Source organism: Nonomuraea sp. NPDC003707, from assembly GCF_053587055.1.
The window spans coordinates 254,720-271,942 of sequence record NZ_JBSFNK010000003.1 but is presented as its reverse complement, the minus strand read 5'-3'; the positions used below and the strand labels follow the sequence as shown (position 1 = coordinate 271,942).

The following is a 17,223-nucleotide window of genomic DNA, read 5'->3' as shown; positions in this document are numbered from 1 at the left end:
CCCTATGGGCACCCTCGTCAGTTATCAGCTCAAGGACTCCGTCGCCACCATCACCATGGACGACGGCAAAGTGAACGCGGTCTCGGTCCAGATGCTGACCGAGCTCGGCGCCGCCCTCGACCGGGCGGCCGCCGACTCGGCGGTCGTGCTGCTGGAGGGCCGGGAGGGGGTCTTCTCGGCCGGGTTCGACCTGAAGGCGCTCGCGGCGGGCGGCGACGGGGCCCTGGCGCTGGTGCGGGGCGGGTTCGAGCTGGCGGAGCGGCTGCTGTCGTTCCCGACGCCGGTGGTGGCCGCCTGCACGGGGCACGCGGTGGCGATGGGCGCGTTCCTGCTGCTGTCGACCGACTACCGGGTGGGCGCGGCCGGGCCGTACCGGCTGGTGGCCAACGAGGTGGCGCTGGGCATCACGATGCCGTACGCGGCGGTCGAGATCCTCCGGCAGCGGCTCACGCCCGCGTGCTTCACGCGGGCGGTGCTGCTGGCCGAAACGTTCTCGCCCGACGACGGGGTGGCGGCCGGGTTCCTGGACCGGGTGGTGGAGCCGGCCCGGGTGTCCGACGTGGCCCGCGAGACGGCCGAGGCGCTGACCGGCCTGAACATGAGGGCGCATGCGGCTACGAAGGCGCGGGCGCGGCGGCGGACGTTGGAGGCGATGCGGGCCGGGATCGCGGAGGAGCTGGGCCCGGGGGCAAGCTGGCCGCCAGCGTAATGGGACGCTCTTGTTTGCGAGGCCCTTTGTCAGCGCGGGTGGGCCAGTGGGGTGATCAGCGCGCGGCCTCGGAAGTGACGGCGCGGCCGAGGAAGGCGAGGAGCCGCTGGTGAGTGGTGGCGTCGGCCGGGGCGGGCAGTTCGGGGCCGAACATGCCCGGCCGGCGGAAGGCGTCGAAGTCCATGCCGCGCATGACCGCCAGCAGTTCCTCGCAGGAGCGCTGGTCGACGAGGTGCTCCTGGCGGGTGGCGAGTGCCAGGTCGACGCCGTGCACGAGCACCTCGGTGAGGTGGATGAGCGCCGCCATCGGCCCGGGTACGGTGCCGAACCCCAGACGCACGCTCGTCTCCAGGACGCCGGGCCGGTGCCAGGCCGCGCGGTCGAGGTCGGCCGCGACGGCGAAGGCCCCCTGCGGATCGGTGCCCAGCCAGTCGGACTCGTGATCGGCCCCAGCCTCGGTCCCGGTGAGCTCGGCGGCGAAGATCCGCATGCCGCCCACCAGGTGGTTGAGCTCGGTGCGTACGTCCCACTCCGGGCACGGCGTGCCGGCTCCGAGCCGGTCGGGCCCGATTCCCTTGACGATGGCGGCCGTCATGTCGATGGCCCGGTCGATCTGCTCGATGACGCTGCTCATGCCGTTCTCCAAGGGATGCGGGGGCCTACCGTCGCGCTCTAAAGCAGGCCGCGACTGCGTTAAAGCGCAATCTAGAGCCGCAGAAGCCGCAAACGCAAGTCGCAACTGCGTTAAGGTGGCGGCATGGAGGAAGAGCGACAGGCGGCCCGCCGGCCCGGTGGTCGCAGCGCCCGCGTCCGGGCAGCGGTGCACCAGGCCGTCACCGACCTCATCGCCGAACGCGGCTACGGGAACTTCACGGTCGGCGAGGTCGCGGCCCGCGCCGGCGTGGCCGACACCAGCGTCTACCGCCGCTGGGGCAACCTCGAGGCCCTGCTCATGGACGTGGCGATCACCTGGCTGACCACGCAGTCGCCGATCCCCGACACCGGCAGCCTGGCGGGCGACCTGCGCGCCTACGCCGCCAACGTGGCCCGCGACGTCACCGGCCCCGACGGGCCGGCGGTGCTGCGCCTGGTCATCGCCCTGTCCACGGCGGGGCAGGACGGCCTGCGGGCGCGCGACGCGTTCCTCGCCGAACGTTCCCGCCAACTCCAGGTCATGCTCGACCGGGCCCGCGACCGGGGCGAACACCCGCCGGACGTCCTGGACGTCCTCGACCACATCCTGGCCCCGATGTACATCCGGATCCTGTTCGGAGCGGGCCCGCTCACCCCCGACTACGCCGGCACGCTGGTCGACCGCCTCCTGTCCCACAAGTGATGATTCCTACAGGTGCGTGCGCGCCGGCGTCGAGGGCATGAGCGCCGCGCCGGCCGGATCGCTGGGCGCCCGGCGGAGCACCTGAGGGACATCGCCGAGCACTGACCCGGATCCCGCTCCGGAGCCGGGTCGTACGATCGGCTCATGCTGCATGGCCGGGAACGGGAGTGCGGGCTCGTCGCGCGGCTGCTGGACGACGCGCGGGCGCGCCGCAGCGGGGCGCTGGTCATTCGCGGTGAGGCGGGGATCGGCAAGTCGGCACTGCTCGACTTCGCCGCCACGCAGGCGTCCGACCTGCGGGTGTTGAGGGGTGGGTCTTTCCAGGGTGACGGGTCACGGGGCGGGAGGTGTCGGTGCGGTTGAGGTCAGGAAGGACACCAGTTCCTTCGCGACCCGCTCCGGCGCGTCGCGGGGCAGCCAGTGGCCGGCATCGGGGACCAGGGCGAAGCGGGCGGCCGGGATGAGGGCCGCCGCCGCGCGTACGTCGCCGGGCGGCACCAGCGTGTCCTTCCCCCCGCACAGCAGCAGCGCCGGGCAGGCGAGGTGGGTCAGCTCGTCGCCGAAGCACGTACGCGGGCCGTTCCAGCGCACCTCGTCCCGCTGGAACGCCGACCACGCGACACCGGCGTCCGGGCCGGACAACGCCGCTCGTACGTCGGCCAGAAGGCCGGCCGTCACCGCGTCCCGGCGGTGGAGCACCGCCCGGAGGCCGGCGCGGAGCAGCCGGTCGCTGCGTCGCATGAGCGCGTTGGACACGGCCGGCGCGTACGGGGCGTGCACGGCGAGGTAGCCGGCCCGGCCGCCGGCCACGGACGGGCTCACCCCGTACGGCGCGCAGAGTGCCAGCTTGGCGACCCGGTCCGGCTGGTCGAGCGCCACCCGCAGGGCGATCCCCCCGCCGAGGGACAGCCCGGCGATGGCGACCTGGCCGGTGGTGCACGTGTCGAGGAACTCCCGGAGCCAGGCCGCGTACCCGATCAAGGTGGGCTCGGTCGTCCCCAGCGGGGTGCCGCCGAAACCGGGCAGGTCGGGTGCGGTCACCCGGGCGTGCGCGGCGAGCGCCGTCCAGACCGGCTCCCAGGTGAGGCGGGCGCTGTCCAGCCCGCCGCCGTGCAGGAGCACCAGTTCGGGGCCGTCGCCCGCTCTGTAGGCCCGGACGAGCGAACCGGACACCGTGCACACCGTCTCGTCATGCCGCATCGGGCAATCCTGCCCGGGACGCCGCCGGCTCGCATCCGCGACTTCACCGGTCCGGCATCGGCGGGCCCCGCCGGGCAGGCGTCCGCGCGAACCGCACAGGGCACGTAGTGGCGGACGCGGCCGGCTCAGCGGGGCCTGCCTGCCGTTCTTCAGGTCCGGCGAAGGAGCGCGGACGCCGCCTCGACGCTCGCGACGACGTCGAGCCGGCCCCAGCGGACAGGCCAGGAGAAGCGGCGGTCGACGGTCCAGGCCAGGACGGCGTCGAGGTCGCCCGGGGAGTTCAGGCGGTCCTCGTCGGCGATCACCAGGGCCGCGGCAGGGCCGACTGCGGGGTCGGCGATGGCGCACCACGAGGAGTCCGCCAGGGGAAAGGCGTCCGACCGGAACATCCCGTGCAAGGTCGCGTAATCGTCGTCGAGCGGACTCCGTTCACTGTCGAAGTAACGGCCGAACACGAAGTCGCCCAGCACGGCACCGGTGAAGGCGCCGACGAAGCGGAGCGTCTGCGCGCCGATCAGCGCGAGCACCCCGTCCGCGCCCCACAGCACCGCCTCCGTCCCGTCCGGCGCCTCGATCGACCCGACCCGGGCCGGTTCGTCGCCCAGCGACCACACCTCCGCCCGCCCGTCCGCGGTCAGGCAGGCGCCGAAGTCCCCGGCGCTCTCCCAGGCCCAGGGGCGCTCCTGGCCGTCGTAGAAGTACCGGCCGACGCGCCTCGTGGTGGCGATGGGCAGGTGGTACCGGGGGCGGCCGTGCGCGTCGTGAACGTCGACACCGCCGCCGTCCTCCACCACGACCGCCAGCCGGGCCTCGGCCCCGCGCATGCCCCAGTGCAGCGACCCCTCGGCCTGGGCCACGGGGTCGCCCACCGGCCGCCCGGTGTCTGCGTCGAAGACGGTCAGCCGGCGCGGGCGACCCGGCGTCAGCGCGGCGGCGTACCGGTCGTCCGGGCTCCACGCGACCGGGCCGGCGGTCAGCGCCAGCCAGCGCATCCGCCCGCCCGGGAGATCGACCACGGCGGCCCACGTGTCGTTGTCCCCGAGCAGCCGCCCGCCGTCGCGGGACCAGCGCACCCGGCGGAAGGAGAAGTAGTCGTCCTTGAGCCGCTCCTTCGCCTCCTCCGGCAGCGGTTCGGTCAGCATGGCCGGCTCGGGGCCCGTGTTGTGGTGGCGGTAGTCGTTGTAGAAGACCTTGCCCTCGTCCAGCGCCGCGACGCAGCCCATCATCTCGTGCTCGCTGCTCATCGAGACGTAGGCCCGGCGGCCGTCGGGGGCCAGGGTGAAGATCGCCGCGGCGTCGTACCCGTCCGTCACGTCCGCGCTCCCGTACGGATTGGTACGCGCGCCGAACGGGTCCCACACTCCGACGTTGTTCGTGCAGAACGCCAGCGCGACCCGGGTGCCGTCCGCCGACCACTGCACGGTGTCGCGGCGGCCGGGCCAGCCGACGCCGTACATGATGTCGATCGTGTTGACGAGGCGCCCCGTGGCCATCTCCCACACCTGCAGGGGACCGGTGCCGTCGTAGTTGTCCTTCGTCAGGCCCCGGCCCGTGGCGAGGTAGCGGCCGCACGGGCTGAGCGCGTAGTCCTGAAAGCCGCCCCCGAACATGGTGTACGGGTGCCGCAGCCGCGCCCCCCGCTCGCGCAGGCGCTCGGTGGCCAGCAGGTGCGCGCCGGTGACGCCGTGCCGCTCTTCCACCCCGGCCAGCAGGTCACGCAGCGGGAGCAGGTCCCGCTCCGGCTCGAACGCCGACCAGTCGGCGTCCTCCAGCAGTTCGAGCAGGGCAGCAGGATCGTCCCGCGCCGCTTCCAGATCGGGGAACTCCCCGGACCCGCTACGCGGGGCCGGCGCCAGGAGTTCCGTCACCGGCAACACCGGCACGCCCAGTCGCTCCGCAGCGCGGACGTGCTCGTTCGGGTAACCGCCGTCGTACCCGTCGAACACGACGTCCACCGAACGCGACACCTCGTCCACGACGCTCGCCCCGGCCGCCTCGAGCCGCGCCTTCAGCTTCGCGACGGACTCGGTACGGAAGCTGCCCGCCACGACCACGGTTCTGCCTCGAAGATCCATAGCTGGCGAGGATAGACGAAGTCGAAGCCGAGCAGGCTGCCGTACCACTGCGGGACAGCGCCTACCGTGGGTGCATGCGCCTGACCGCCTTCACCGACATCTCCCTGCGCGTCGTGATGCGGCTGGCCGTGGCGGATCCGGACGACCTGCTGACCACGCGGGCCGCCGCCGACCTGCTCGCCGTCCCCTACACCCACGCCGCCAAGGCCGTCGCGAGGCTGAGCGAGCTGGGTGTGGTGGAGGCCAGGCGCGGGCGGGGCGGCGGGTTGCAGCTCACCGCGGCCGGGCGCGAGGCGACGGTCGGGGGCCTGGTCCGCGCCCTCGAAGCCGCGGGTGACGTGGTGGGGTGCGAGGACGACCCGCCGTGCCCGTTGCGGGCGGCCTGCCGGCTGCGGTCCGCGCTGCGCCAGGCACAGGAGGCCTTCTACGCCTCGCTCGACACGATCACGGTCGCTTCCCTGGTGGACGCGCCGACCGGGCCGCTTTTGCTGTCGTTGACGCCCCCCGGAAAGGGGACCGACCCCGCCCTTGCATAATATGAATCCCAGATACCAATTTATGGTCCTTTCTGGGAGGTCTCATGCTGTCCGCTGAGAGCGCGGCGATCGTCGGCGAAACCCTGCCCGTCGTGAAGGCGCGGCTCGAGACGATCACGGCCAGGTTCTACGAGTCCATGTTCGCCGACCGCCCCGAACTGCTCGACGGGCTGTTCAACCGCGGCAACCAGCGCAACGGCGAGCAGCGGCAGGCCCTGGCGGGCGCCTTCGCGGCGTTCGCGGCCGCGCTGGTCGCGAACCCGGACGAGCGCCCCGACGCGCTGCTGGCGCGCGTCGCGCACAAGCACGCGGCGGTGGGGGTGACCGACGATCAGTACGTGATCGTCCAGAAGTACCTGTTCGGCGCGATCGCCGAGGTGCTCGGCGACGCCGTCACGCCCGCGGTCGCGGCGGCCTGGGACGAGGTGTACTGGCTGATGGCCGGCGCGCTCATCGCCATCGAGGCCCGCCTGTACGCCGACGCGGGTGCCCGGCACGGCGACACCTGGCGGCAGTGGCAGGTGGTCGAGCGGCGCGAGGAGACCGCGGACGCCATGTCGCTGGTGCTGCGGCCGGTCGGCGACGCACCGGCCCCGCCCGCCCGGCCCGGCCAGTACGTCAGCGTACGGGTACGGATGCCCGACGGCGTCCGCCAGCTCCGCCAGTACACGCTCTCGGGGAACGGCGCGGACGGCCTGCGCCGCATCACGGTCAAGCATGTCGGCGACGGCGAGGTGTCGAGCCTCCTGCACGCCACCGCCAAGGAGGGGGACGAACTGACCCTGTCCGCGCCGTTCGGCGACGTGGCGCTCGACGGCGGCCAAGCCCCGCTCGTGCTCGTCTCGGCGGGCATCGGCTGCACCCCGATCACCGCGATGCTGGAGCACCTGGCGCTCACCGGCGACACCCGCCGGGTCCTGGTGCTGCACGCCGACCGTTCTCCGGCCGCCCACGCCCTGCGCTCGGACATGGAACGCCTGGCCGACGCCCTGCCCGGCGGGGAGCGGATCTTCTGGTACGAGGAAGGCCACCCCCGTACCGGGAGGATGTCCCTGGACGAGGTGGACATCCCGGCGGGCGCGGTCGTCTACATGTGCGGGCCTGTGCCGTTCATGCGGACGGCACGCGGCGAGCTCATCACGGCCGGGGTCGCCCCGCGCGACATCCACTACGAGGTGTTCGGCCCGGACCTGTGGCTCGGCGCGGCCTGAAAGCGGCTCTCGGGGCGGGGCTCAATGGCCGACGCTCTGGTAGTGGTCGAGCTGACGCCGCCACACGAGGTACGCCAGCACGATCAGGATCGCTCCCACCAGCGGGGCGGCCAGTGCCCAAGGGTTGCCGAGCTTGCCCAGTACGACGCTCGCCGGCACGTACGCCACGAACGCGACCGGCAGCACGAACGTGAGCAGCCACTCCACCACGCCGCCGAAGATCCTCATCGGGTACGAGCCGAACTTGCTGAAGACGTCGTCGACGAAGACCCGCAGCGCGAAGGTGTCGATCATGCGCAGCGACAGGGAGCAGAGGGCGAGGAAGAAGGCGGCCTCGATGAGGGCGCCGCCGACGATCGCCATCAGGCAGAAGACGATCAGCCAGGCGTTCCACCGGACCTGCGCGTTCTGGCCGGCCACGGCGAACAGCGTCAGGCCCACGAGCAGGTCGCCGAACTGGGCGATGCCCATTCTGTTGCCCATGAGCTGGACGAGGGGGTTGAGGGGGCGCAGCAGGAAGCGGTCGAACTCTCCGTTGAGGACGAGCCCCTGGATGTCGTTCACGCTCATCAGGGGGATCATGGCCAGGGCGTGGGCGGTCAGGCGCAGGCCGTACAGGAAGGCGATCTCCGCCAGGCCCCAGCCCGCCAGTGACGGGAAGGTGTGCATCACCACCCAGACGAAGGCGAACCCGGTGCCCTGCCAGATCGCGCCGCTGAGGATGCCGATCACGGTGTTCATGCGGTACTGCAGGGCGCCGCGGGCGGAGGCGCGCTGGAGCAGGACGTACAGCCGCAGGCCGCGGAGGAGCTCAGCCACCCTGGATCACCACCCTTCGGTGGGCCCGGGACCAGGTCAGTTCGAGCAGGCCCCACAGTCCGGCGACCCAGGCGACCTCAACCACCACAGGTCCTGAAATATCGGAAATGTGGCCGATGTAGATCGCGGCGGGCACGTAGCCCATGTACTTGAAGGGCAGGACCTCGGCCAGATCGCCCAGGAAGCCGGGGAAGAAGGCGAGCGGCACCATCGTCCCGGCGAAGAACTGACTGACCAGCCGGTAGAGCAACGAGATGGCCCCGGTCTCCATGGTCCAGAAGCCGATCAGGCTGATCAGCAGCGCCATTTGCACGGCGATCACGTACCCGAGCACCAGCGTGATCACATAGCCCGGGCCGTTGACCGGCACGGTGATCGAGCCGACCAGCAGGACCACGGGGACGACCGGGGCGAGCAGCAGCAGCCCGCCGGCGGTGTTCCCGACCTGGAAGGCGGCCATCTGCCGGAGGTAGCCGGCCGGGCGGGCCAGGTCGAAGAAGACCATCCCGGTACGGATGCGGTGATGGACGGTGCGGGAGACGAGCGTCTGGGTGGCGAAGGCCTGCAGGTTGACCAAGGTGAGGTAGGCCAGCAGCGCCTCCAGCGTGAGCCCGGCGGCCACGGGGCGCGAGCCGTACACGGCGGTCCAGATCATGCGCAGCAGGAACACCTGGGCGACCATCGTCACGCAGGTCATGATGATGTTGCTGCGGTAGGCGAGGGCGAGGAGGAAGCCGATGCGCGTCATCGGGTGTAGATCCCTTTGATCACGCTCTCCAGGTCGGGTTCCTCGATCGACAGGTCGCGGATGGTGTGTTCGGCGGAGATCGAGGCGATCATGCCCGGCAGGTCGTCGTGGATCTCGAAGACGTAGCGCCCCTCGGCGTCCCGCGGCACGCCACGCACCTCCTCCGGCCCGGACTCGAGCAGCACCACCAGCCGCCGGGGCTGGTTCACCAGCGCGTCGATGGCACCGTCGAACAGCACCCGGCCGTGGTCGATGAGGATGATCCGCTTGCACAACGCCTCGACGTCGGCCAGATCGTGCGTGGTCAGGATGACGGTGGTGCGGCCGGCGCGGTTGGTCTCCACGATGAACTCGCGTACGGCCTCCTTGGCCACCACGTCCAGCCCGACGGTCGGCTCGTCGAGATAGAGCAGCGGAGGTTCGTACAGCACGGCCGCGGCCAGGTCGCCCCGCATCCGCTGGCCCAGGCTGAGCTGGCGCACCGGGGTGTCGAGGAACTCGTCGAGCCCGAGCAGGTCGCGCACCTTCTTCAGCGACGTCTCGAAGCGCGCGGCGGGAACGTCATAGAGCGAGCCCACCAGCCGTAACGACTCGATCAGCGGCAGGTCCCACCACAGCTGGCTGCGCTGGCCGAAGACCACGCCGACGTTGCGCGCGTTGGCCGAGCGGCTGCGCCAGGGCACCAGACCGTTGACCCGCACGGTGCCGCTCGTCGGGGTGAGGATGCCGGTGAGGATCTTGATGGTGGTGGACTTGCCCGCGCCGTTCGGTCCGAGGTAGCCGATGACCTCGCCCTCGTCGATCGCGAAGCTGACGTCGTCGACGGCGGTCTTGTGCTCGTACTGCCGGGTGACCAGTGTGCGTAACGCCCCGAAGGGGCCGGGGAAGGTGCGTGGCCGGCGGAATACCTTGGTCAATCCCTCGACCCGGATCATGCACGAATACTTTCTTCGGGGCGCGCACGCTGCAACTTGTTTTCACGGCACCTAGCTGGAGGTGGCCGAGACCCAGATGGTCCATCCCTGGCGGCAGGTGTCGGAGGGGAACTTGTTGTCGCAGCCCATGACGCTGAAACTGACCCGCTTGCCCGCACCGGGGTAGACCACGAGACGGCCGCGCGTACGCGGCTGGTCCTTCAGCTTCAGCTCGCCCTTCAGCCCGCCGCTGAGCGTCACCCGGTAGTAGTCGTAGTTGAAGGGCGTGCTCGGCCCCCAGCGGAAGACCAGCCCGTTCCTGCCGTTGATCCTGACGGAGTAGGCCGCGACGATCATTTTCGGGCCCTGGTCCGGAGACCAGGCGATCTGGCCGTCGTCGAAGTTCTGCCTGCGGCCGTTGCGGTTCGGCACGCCCCGCTCCTCGTCGGTGGGGCAGCCGATGATGGCGTTCTCCCCGCCGAGCGAGCTCCAGTAGTCGCCGATCAGCCCGTACGGCTGGATCTGGCACGAGCTCGCGGAGGCCGGCTGGGCGGCGAAGGCCGCCCCGGCCACGACCATCACCGCGGTCGCCGTCATGCGCAGTGTCTTGTTCATGCCTTGAAGGTAGGCAGGACCGGGCAGGGGGACATGAGTAGGGCCTACTCATGTGCTGAGGTGCGGCTGACCGCCGGACCCCCTCCCGCCGGCGGTCCATTTCCCGCCATGTCCTGGGCCGCAACGCGGACGGCGACGGCAGCCGATCGAGCAGACTTTTTCACGAGAGCCCGTGCAACGAAACCGCTCGGAAGGCGAGAAGCCATGGTCGATGTGTTCGCGAAATGCCGGCTGCCCGAGACGTATCAGTTCGTGAAGGACCTCGGCGTCTATCCCTATTATCAGGCGATCGAGGAGCGGTCGGACAGGGGCGAGGTCGTGATCGACGGGCGGGTGCTCGTGCAGGCGGGCTCCAACGACTACCTCGGCCTGTCGGGCGACGAACGTGTGAAGGAGGCCGCGGTCCGGGCGACGCGGCGGCTGGGCGCCGGCAGCGGTGGCTCACGCCTCAGCAACGGCTCGCTCGCGCTGCACGAGGAGCTCGAAGCGCGACTGGCGGCCTTCTTGGGGCGGGCGGCGGTCATGGTGACCAGCGCGGGCTATCTGGCCAATCTCGCCCTCGGGGCGCTGATCGGGCACGGTGACACGGTGATCGGAGACCGGCTGGTCCACGCTTGCCTGATCGACGCCGTACGCTTGGGCGGAGCACGGTTACGGCGCTACCGGCACAACGACATGGACCATCTGGAGCGGCTGCTCGACGCCTCCGACCCCGGCGCCGGGCGGCTGGTCATCACCGAGGGCATGTTCTCCACCTCCGGCAGCGTGTGCGACCTGCCGGGCATCGCCAAGCTCGCCCGCGCGTACGGCGCCCGCGTGGTCATGGACAGCGCCCACGACGTCGGCCTGCTCGGTGCGACCGGGCGAGGGGCGGCCGAGCAGCACGGGCTGGAGGGCGCGGTCGATCTGCAGACCATCACCTTCTCCAAGGCACTGGGCACCCTCGGGGGCGCGGTGGCCGGCCCCGAGGAGATCATCGCTTACCTGCGGCACTACGCGCGGTCCATGGTGTTCACGGCCGCGTTGTCCCCGGCGTGCGCCGCGGCCGCGCTGGCCGCTCTGGAGATCATCATCGCGGAGCCGGAGCGCCGTCACCGGCTGCGGGCGGCGGCACAGCGGTTGAGCGGGGAACTGGCCGCGATGGGCTACGCGGTCGTCCCCTCCGATCGGCCGGTCATCGCGGTGCCGGTCGGCGACGACCTCCTGTGCTTCCGGCTGTGGCGGGAGCTGTTCGACGAAGGCGTCTTCACCACCGCCATGATCTCGCCCGGAGTCCCGCCCGGCGAGGCGCTCATCCGGGTCAGCATCACCGCCGCCCACACCGAGGCCCAGGAGGAACGCATCGTGTCGGCGTTCGCCACGGCCGGACGCCGCCTGCGGCTCGTCCGTGAGGGGTAGCGCCAGGAGTGAGCGGCCCGCAACCCGAAGAGGCCCGCGCTCCCCGGGTTGCGGGGCTTGCATGAGGCGGGGTCAGCCGAGCCAGCCCGGCGCCACCAGGACGGCCCAGGCCGCCAGAGGGCCCACCACGACGATCGCCGCGCCGTACGCCAGGAGCTTGCGGTAGAAGGCGTCCCGCTCCATGCCCCTGACGTTGGCCACCAGCAGCGCCCCCGTCGTCGAGAACGGGCTGACGTCCACGATGGCCGACGACACCGACAGCGCCGCGATCATCGCGACCGGGCCCAGGGTGCCCTGGTTGAGCAGCGGCACGGCCAGCGGGACCAGCGCACCCAGGATGCCCACCGTCGAGGCGAACGCCGACACCACGCCTCCGACGTAGCAGATGAGCAGCGCGACCAGCAGCGGGATGCCGATCGCCGCCACCGCCGAGCCCACGTAGTCGACGGTGCCGATCTCCTGGAGCACGCCCACGTATGTGACGACGCCGCAGATCAGCAGCACGGTCGGCCAGGCCACCCGCTCGACGGCGCCCTTGTTCGTCCTGGGGGAGGTGAGGGACAGGACGACGGCGACGGTGACGGCGGTCAGGCCGACGTCCAGCTTGAACACCAGCACCGCCAGGCAGAGGGCGACGATGCCGGTCAGGGTCAGCGCCTGGTGCGGGGTGAGGCGCAGGCCGCCGGACCCCGCGTCGGAGGCGTCGGGGACCGGTTCCGGAGCCGCGGCATCGTCGGCGGTCTCCACGGAGACGGACGTGGCCGCGGCTCCGGGGGCGGACCCGCCGGACGACGAACCGGCGGCGGACGCGCCGGACGACGGGCCGGTAGCGGCCCCACCCGAAGGCGAGGCGGCCAAAGAGGCGGCGGGCGAGGAGGTGGCGGGCGAAGGGGCGGGCGCGTCGGGGGAGACGGCGCCGCGATTGACCAGGTGACGGCCGCCGAAGATGAAGAACACGACCGCCGCCGCGCCCGCGTTGAACGCGAAGCTCGACAGGAACAGCACCAGGTCGTCGACGGGCAGCTTCGCGTCCCTGGTCACCCCGTTCACGATCCCGCCCAGCACGCTGATCGGCGAGAACGCGCCCGCCTGCGTGCCGTGCGCCACCATGAGCCCGATCAGCATCGGATGGATCCGGTAGTCGGCCGCGAACCCGAAAGCGATGGGCGCCAGGATCGCCGCCACCGCCGGGGCCGGCGCGCCCACGGCCGTCAGCAGCGCCGAGATGGCGAACACCACGATCGGGATGGCGGCCAGCCGGCCGCGTACCAGGTGCACGGCGGCCCGTACGAGCCAGTCGACCGTGCCGTTGTTGGTGGCGATCGCGAACAGCAGCGTCACCCCGACCAGGATCACGAACAGGCTGCCGGGGAAGGCCCCCAGGATGTCGTCCGTGCTCATCCCGGCGGCCAGCGTGCCGACGAGGAAGGCGCCGACCAGGGCCAGCGCACCCAGGTTCACGGGGAAGACGGTCGCGATGACGAACATGACGATGAGGGCGAGAATGGACAGGAGCTCTGCGGACACTGCGTACTCCGATCTCCCCCGAGCGTTATGGCAGGTCGACCACCTGGTGAAGGAGCTCGACCGGATGGCGGGCAGCGCGTCCCGCGCCGTGGGCGATCTGCTGGCGGCACGAGACCCCCGTGGCCGCCAGCAGGGTGTCGGGCGAGGATGCGGCGATCGCCGGGAAGAGCCGGAGGCCGCCGATCTTCATGGACAGGTCGTAGTGCTCGCTCTCGAATCCGAACGATCCGGCCATGCCGCAGCAGCCGGCGTCGATCTCTTCCACCTCCGCTCCCGGGATCCTGGACAGCAGCTCGCGCGTGGCCGCGGTGCCGACGACGGCCTTCTCGTGGCAGTGGCCGTGCAGGAGGATCCGTCGCCCGCTCAGCCCGCCGTTCAGCGGCAGCGAGCCGTCGTCGACGGCCTCCGCCAGCAGCTCGGGGATGAGCCTGGCCCGCGCCGCCACCGCCGCCACCCGGGGGTCGCCGGGGAGCAGCGCGGCGTACTCGTCCTTGAGCGTGAGCAGGCAGGACGGCTCCAGCCCGACGATCGGCGCGTCCGAGCCGGCGAGCCGGCCGACCAGGGCCTCGGCCATCGAGCGGGCCCGGTCCAGCAGCCCCTTGGAGATGCTGGATCGGCCGCAGCAGCCCTCGGACTCCAGGCGCACCTGATAGCCGGCGCGCTCCAGCAGTTCGACGGCGGCCCGCCCGATGCCGGGCTCGCTGAAGGAGGTGAAGGAGTCCGCGAGCAGGATCACCTCCCGCCGCCCGGAACGCCGCCCGGCGGCGGGCGGCCGGCGGGCGAACCAGCGGAGCAGGTTGTCGCGGCGGAAGCGGGGCAGCGGCCGCCGGGTGCTCAGCCCGAGCGGCCCGCGCAGGGGGGCGGCCAGCCAGTTCGACAGGGGCGCGGTGGCCGAGCCGAGCCGGTTGAGCGTCCGGATCGCCCCGAACAGCCGCGACCGCGGCGGCACGCCGTGGGTCTCCTGGTACTGGTGCAGGAACTCGCTCTTCATCGCCGCCATGTCCACGCCCAGCGGGCACTCCGACTGGCAGGCCTTGCACTCCAGGCAGAGGTCGAGGATCCCGTGCAGCCTCTCGTCGCCGAGGGCCTGCCGGGGGTCGTCCGAGGACAGGGCCTTGACCAGGGCGTTGGCGCGGCCGCGGGTGGAGTGCTCCTCCTCGCGGGTGGCCATGTACGACGGGCACATGACGCCCGTGTCGTCCTTGCGGCAGACCCCGACGTTCATGCACCGGTCGGCGGCGGCGTGCATGCCGTCCGCGAACGACAGAGTGGTGCGCAGCGGGCGCGGCGCGGGCATCGCGGGATCGCGCAGGTGCTCCGTCATCGGGGGCGCGTCCACGATCTTGCCGGGGTTCAGCAGCCCGCGCGGGTCGAAGGCGTGCTTGATGCGCCGCATCGCCTCGTAGACCGCGTCGCCGAACAGCCGCCGGTTGAACTCGGAGCGCGCCAGCCCGTCGCCGTGCTCGCTGGAGTTGACGCCGCCGTGCCGGGCGGCCAGCTCGGCGATCTCCTCGGCGACCGCGCGCATGGTGCCGATCTCGTCGGGCACGCGCAGGTCGACGAAGGGGCGGATGTGCAGGCAGCCGACCGAGCAGTGGCCGTAGAACCCCGCGGAGAGCCCGTGCCGGGAGAGGATCTCCGCGAACTCCTCGACGTACGGCAGCAGCCGCTCCGGCGGCACGGCCGTGTCCTCCACGAACGCCAGCGGCCTGCGGCTGCCCACGCTGGAGGCCATCAGCAGCCCGAGCCCCGCCTTGCGGACCTTGAGCACGGCGGCCTGCTGCCCGGCGGTGACGGCCCGCAGGGTGTGGTAGCCGTGGCCGTTCGCCTTCCAGGTGGCGGCGAGCTTGTCCACGCGGTCGGCCACCTCGGCCGGGCTGTCGCCGAAGAACTCGACGAACAGCAGCGCCTCGGGGTCGCCGGACAGGATGTCGCCGAGCCCGGCGTAGTCCACGCGCCGCCTGGACAGGTCGAGGATGGCCTTGTCGATCAGCTCGACCGAGGCGGCCTCGAAGGAGAGCGCGTCCGCGGTGGCGGCGATGGCGGACGGCGTGGAGGTGAAGTGGCCGACGGCGATGGCCTTGGCCCGGGGCCGGTCCACGAGCCCGACCGTGGCCTCGGTCACCACGGCCAGCGTGCCCTCGGAGCCGACGACCAGCTTGGTGAGGTCGGGCAGGTCACGGGCGGCCAGGTCCAGGCGGTAGCCGCCCGAGTGCCGCCAGAAGCGCGGGAACCCGGACAGGTCCACCCCCTGCAGCGCCCCGGCCACGGCCGCGCCCAGGCGGGCGTCGGAGCGCAGGTCGGGAGTGGTGGCGTCGGCGAGCACCACCCGCAGCGACTCGACGTGGTCCACGGTGGACCCGTAGAGCACGGAGTGGCTGCCCGCCGAGTTGTTGCCGATCATGCCGCCGATCGTGGCCCGGTTGCTGGTCGAGGTGTCGGGCCCGAACATCAGCCCGTGTTTGCGGGCCGCCCGGTTGAGCTGGTCCTGCACGACGCCCGGCTGCACGCGGGCGCTCCTGCCGTCGATCTCCAGGATGCGGTTCATGTGGCGGGAGAAGTCGACGATCACCGCCGCCCCGACCGTCTGCCCGGCCAGGCTGGTGCCCGCCCCGCGCGGCAGCACCGGCACCCCCAGCTCGCCGCAGGCCGCGACCAGCGCCTGGACGTCGCCGGCGTGCCGGGGGAAGGCGACGGCGAGCGGCTCGATGGCGTACATGCTGGCGTCGGAGGCGTACAGATGCCTGGTGTACGGATCGTCCCTGACGTCTCCTTCGAGCAGCCGGGACAGGGTCCGGGCCAGGGTCATTCGGCCCCCTCCAGGTACGCCAGCGCCGCGCGCGTCCCGCCTTCCTTGATCGGCACCCCGGCCGCGCTCAGCCCCATCTCGACGCCGCTCAGCGTGCCGGCCAGCGTCAGGTCGTTGAAGTGGCCGAGGTGGCCGATCCGGAAGACGCGCCCCGCGAGCCGCCCGAGCCCGGTGCCGAGCGACATGTCGTACCGATCGAGGATGAGCTTCCTGACCGCGTCGGCGTCGTGCCCGTCCGGCATCAGCACCGCGGTGAGCGAGCTCGAGTGCTCCCGCTCGTCGGCGCAGAGCACCTCGAGCCCCCACGCCCGTACGGCGCGCCGCGTCGCCTCGGCGTGCCGGTCGTGGCGGCGGAAGACCTCCGCCAGCCCTTCCTCCTCCAGCAGCATGACGAGCGCCTCGCGCAGCCCGTAGAGCAGGTTGGTCGGCGGCGTGTACGGGTAGAAGCCGCCGCGGTTGGCCGCGATGATCGGCTCCCAGTCCCAGTACGAGCGGGGCAGCCGCCCCCGGTGGGCCAGCGCCTTCGGGCTGACCGCGTTGAGCCCGATGCCGGGCGGCAGCATGAGCCCCTTCTGCGAGCAGCCGACGGTCACGTCCACGCCCCATTCGTCGTGGCGGTAGTCCATGGAGCCCAGCGACGAGATCGTGTCCACCAGCAGCAGCGGGGAGTGCCCGGTCCGGTCGACGGCCGCGCGGATCTCCGGGATCCGGCTGCGCACGCCGGTCGAGGTCTCGTTGTGCACGACCATGACGGCGGCGTGCTCGGCGGTGAGGCGGCCGGCGATCGCGTCGGGGTCGGCGCCGTGCCGCCAGTCGCCGGGCACCAGGTCCACGACCAGCCCCAGCCGGGCGGCCATCTCGCACCACAGCGCGGAGAAGTGCCCGGTCTCGTACGCCAGTACCCTGTCCCCGGGCGAGAGCGTGTTGACCAGCGCCGCCTCCCACGCGCCCGTCCCCGACGACGGGTAGACGATCACGTGATGGCGGGTCCGGAAGACCGCCTTCAGCCGCTCCAGGACCTCGCCGGCCAGGCGGGCGAAGGCGGGGCCGCGGTGATCGACGGTGGGCTGGGCGATGGCGCGCAGCACCCGGTCGGGAACGTTGGTCGGTCCTGGGATCTGCAGGAAATGACGCCCCACGTCTTGACGCGCCTCATGGCGATCCTTCGGATCGCGGTTCGGTCGCTGGGGTCCTGTGTCTTCCCTCGTCTCTCCGGTCGCTTCGCTCCCTGCGTTCCTCAGTCCAGACACAGGCGCTCCCTCACGCGTGCCGTGTCACGGCACGGTGTGCCGTGTTGCGGTTCACTAACATTAAAATCGGTCCGCA

General features: G+C 71.9%; 16 protein-coding genes. 6 read left to right on the top strand and 10 right to left on the bottom strand.

From position 1 onward, the window contains the following. The first annotated feature begins 4 nt into the window (after positions 1-4). On the top strand, positions 5-709 hold the full coding sequence (locus tag ACWDRB_RS08890; protein ID WP_449892538.1) for a crotonase/enoyl-CoA hydratase family protein: 705 nt from the start codon (positions 5-7) through the stop codon (positions 707-709). Positions 710-764: 55 nt separating this feature from the next. Here ACWDRB_RS08890 and ACWDRB_RS08885 read toward each other — a convergent pair whose 3' ends face one another. Next, positions 765-1,343, bottom strand: a complete 579-nt coding sequence (locus ACWDRB_RS08885; protein WP_449892537.1) for a TIGR03086 family metal-binding protein — start codon at positions 1,341-1,343, stop codon at positions 765-767. Between the two features lie 123 nt (positions 1,344-1,466). Here ACWDRB_RS08885 and ACWDRB_RS08880 point away from each other — a divergent pair, with 123 nt between their 5' ends. Both ACWDRB_RS08880 and ACWDRB_RS08875 read left to right on the top strand, forming a co-directional pair. Beyond that, on the top strand, positions 1,467-2,045 hold the full coding sequence (locus tag ACWDRB_RS08880; protein WP_449892536.1) for a TetR/AcrR family transcriptional regulator: 579 nt from the start codon (positions 1,467-1,469) through the stop codon (positions 2,043-2,045). A gap of 144 nt (positions 2,046-2,189) precedes the next feature. Further along, positions 2,190-2,408, top strand: coding sequence for an ATP-binding protein (locus tag ACWDRB_RS08875; protein ID WP_449892535.1), 219 nt, complete (start codon positions 2,190-2,192; stop codon positions 2,406-2,408). On the opposite strand, the gene ACWDRB_RS08870 is transcribed toward ACWDRB_RS08875, so the two are convergent. Then, a complete protein-coding gene (locus ACWDRB_RS08870; protein ID WP_449892534.1) occupies positions 2,379-3,245 on the bottom strand; it encodes an alpha/beta fold hydrolase in 867 nt (288 codons plus the stop codon). The two genes, ACWDRB_RS08875 and ACWDRB_RS08870, sit on opposite strands and share 30 nt — an antisense overlap. 149 nt (positions 3,246-3,394) lie before the next feature. Then, on the bottom strand, positions 3,395-5,320 hold the full coding sequence (locus ACWDRB_RS08865; RefSeq protein ID WP_449892533.1) for a hypothetical protein: 1,926 nt from the start codon (positions 5,318-5,320) through the stop codon (positions 3,395-3,397). A gap of 74 nt (positions 5,321-5,394) precedes the next feature. Here ACWDRB_RS08865 and ACWDRB_RS08860 point away from each other — a divergent pair, with 74 nt between their 5' ends. Together ACWDRB_RS08860 and ACWDRB_RS08855 are read left to right on the top strand one after the other, a co-directional pair. Beyond that, positions 5,395-5,856, top strand: a complete 462-nt coding sequence (locus tag ACWDRB_RS08860) for an RrF2 family transcriptional regulator (RefSeq protein ID WP_449892532.1) — start codon at positions 5,395-5,397, stop codon at positions 5,854-5,856. A 44-nt stretch (positions 5,857-5,900) separates the two neighbouring features. Then, a complete protein-coding gene (locus ACWDRB_RS08855; protein WP_449892531.1) occupies positions 5,901-7,067 on the top strand; it encodes a globin domain-containing protein in 1,167 nt (388 codons plus the stop codon). 21 nt (positions 7,068-7,088) lie between these two features. Here ACWDRB_RS08855 and ACWDRB_RS08850 read toward each other — a convergent pair whose 3' ends face one another. From ACWDRB_RS08850 to ACWDRB_RS08835, 4 genes are read right to left on the bottom strand one after another with little or no spacing between them, the layout of a single operon-like run. Then, positions 7,089-7,886, bottom strand: a complete 798-nt coding sequence (locus ACWDRB_RS08850; RefSeq protein WP_449892530.1) for an ABC transporter permease — start codon at positions 7,884-7,886, stop codon at positions 7,089-7,091. After that, positions 7,879-8,634, bottom strand: coding sequence for an ABC transporter permease (locus ACWDRB_RS08845; RefSeq protein ID WP_449892529.1), 756 nt, complete (start codon positions 8,632-8,634; stop codon positions 7,879-7,881). The genes ACWDRB_RS08850 and ACWDRB_RS08845 overlap by 8 nt, the downstream gene beginning before the upstream one ends. Beyond that, on the bottom strand, positions 8,631-9,569 hold the full coding sequence (locus tag ACWDRB_RS08840) for an ABC transporter ATP-binding protein (protein ID WP_449892528.1): 939 nt from the start codon (positions 9,567-9,569) through the stop codon (positions 8,631-8,633). Before ACWDRB_RS08840 ends, ACWDRB_RS08845 begins: the two co-directional genes overlap by 4 nt. Before the next feature lie 51 nt (positions 9,570-9,620). Then, a complete protein-coding gene (locus tag ACWDRB_RS08835) occupies positions 9,621-10,163 on the bottom strand; it encodes an LGFP repeat-containing protein (protein WP_449892527.1) in 543 nt (180 codons plus the stop codon). A 204-nt stretch (positions 10,164-10,367) separates the two neighbouring features. Between ACWDRB_RS08835 and ACWDRB_RS08830 the strand changes: the two genes are divergently transcribed. Then, positions 10,368-11,561 (top strand): aminotransferase class I/II-fold pyridoxal phosphate-dependent enzyme, encoded by a 1,194-nt coding sequence (locus ACWDRB_RS08830; RefSeq protein ID WP_449892526.1) that lies wholly within the window; start codon positions 10,368-10,370, stop codon positions 11,559-11,561. A 72-nt stretch (positions 11,562-11,633) separates the two neighbouring features. Here ACWDRB_RS08830 and ACWDRB_RS08825 read toward each other — a convergent pair whose 3' ends face one another. Genes ACWDRB_RS08825 through ACWDRB_RS08815 form a run of 3 tightly spaced genes read right to left on the bottom strand, consistent with a single transcriptional unit; the run spans position 11,634 to position 17,036 of the window. Then, positions 11,634-13,088: an SLC13 family permease gene (locus tag ACWDRB_RS08825; RefSeq protein WP_449892525.1), complete on the bottom strand. Its 1,455-nt coding sequence runs from the start codon at positions 13,086-13,088 to the stop codon at positions 11,634-11,636. 25 nt (positions 13,089-13,113) lie between these two features. Further along, positions 13,114-15,897, bottom strand: coding sequence for an FAD-binding and (Fe-S)-binding domain-containing protein (locus ACWDRB_RS08820; RefSeq protein ID WP_449892524.1), 2,784 nt, complete (start codon positions 15,895-15,897; stop codon positions 13,114-13,116). Continuing rightward, on the bottom strand, positions 15,894-17,036 hold the full coding sequence (locus ACWDRB_RS08815; protein WP_397366796.1) for a pyridoxal-phosphate-dependent aminotransferase family protein: 1,143 nt from the start codon (positions 17,034-17,036) through the stop codon (positions 15,894-15,896). Before ACWDRB_RS08815 ends, ACWDRB_RS08820 begins: the two co-directional genes overlap by 4 nt. Between the last annotated feature and the right edge of the window lie 187 nt (positions 17,037-17,223).

What these genes read in the sequence shown, in the direction of transcription:
- ACWDRB_RS08855 (WP_449892531.1), top strand. Translation starts at nt 5,901, where the DNA reads ATGCTGTCCGCTGAGAGCGCGGCGATCGTCGGCGAAACCCTGCCCGTC.
- ACWDRB_RS08870 (WP_449892534.1), bottom strand. Translation starts at nt 3,245, where the DNA reads ATGCGGCATGACGAGACGGTGTGCACGGTGTCCGGTTCGCTCGTCCGG.
- ACWDRB_RS08860 (WP_449892532.1), top strand. Translation starts at nt 5,395, where the DNA reads ATGCGCCTGACCGCCTTCACCGACATCTCCCTGCGCGTCGTGATGCGG.
- ACWDRB_RS08820 (WP_449892524.1), bottom strand. Translation starts at nt 15,897, where the DNA reads ATGACCCTGGCCCGGACCCTGTCCCGGCTGCTCGAAGGAGACGTCAGG.
- ACWDRB_RS08890 (WP_449892538.1), top strand. Translation starts at nt 5, where the DNA reads ATGGGCACCCTCGTCAGTTATCAGCTCAAGGACTCCGTCGCCACCATC.
- ACWDRB_RS08845 (WP_449892529.1), bottom strand. Translation starts at nt 8,634, where the DNA reads ATGACGCGCATCGGCTTCCTCCTCGCCCTCGCCTACCGCAGCAACATC.
- ACWDRB_RS08830 (WP_449892526.1), top strand. Translation starts at nt 10,368, where the DNA reads ATGGTCGATGTGTTCGCGAAATGCCGGCTGCCCGAGACGTATCAGTTC.
- ACWDRB_RS08875 (WP_449892535.1), top strand. Translation starts at nt 2,190, where the DNA reads ATGCTGCATGGCCGGGAACGGGAGTGCGGGCTCGTCGCGCGGCTGCTG.
- ACWDRB_RS08835 (WP_449892527.1), bottom strand. Translation starts at nt 10,163, where the DNA reads ATGAACAAGACACTGCGCATGACGGCGACCGCGGTGATGGTCGTGGCC.
- ACWDRB_RS08840 (WP_449892528.1), bottom strand. Translation starts at nt 9,569, where the DNA reads ATGATCCGGGTCGAGGGATTGACCAAGGTATTCCGCCGGCCACGCACC.
- ACWDRB_RS08880 (WP_449892536.1), top strand. Translation starts at nt 1,467, where the DNA reads ATGGAGGAAGAGCGACAGGCGGCCCGCCGGCCCGGTGGTCGCAGCGCC.
- ACWDRB_RS08865 (WP_449892533.1), bottom strand. Translation starts at nt 5,320, where the DNA reads ATGGATCTTCGAGGCAGAACCGTGGTCGTGGCGGGCAGCTTCCGTACC.
- ACWDRB_RS08885 (WP_449892537.1), bottom strand. Translation starts at nt 1,343, where the DNA reads ATGAGCAGCGTCATCGAGCAGATCGACCGGGCCATCGACATGACGGCC.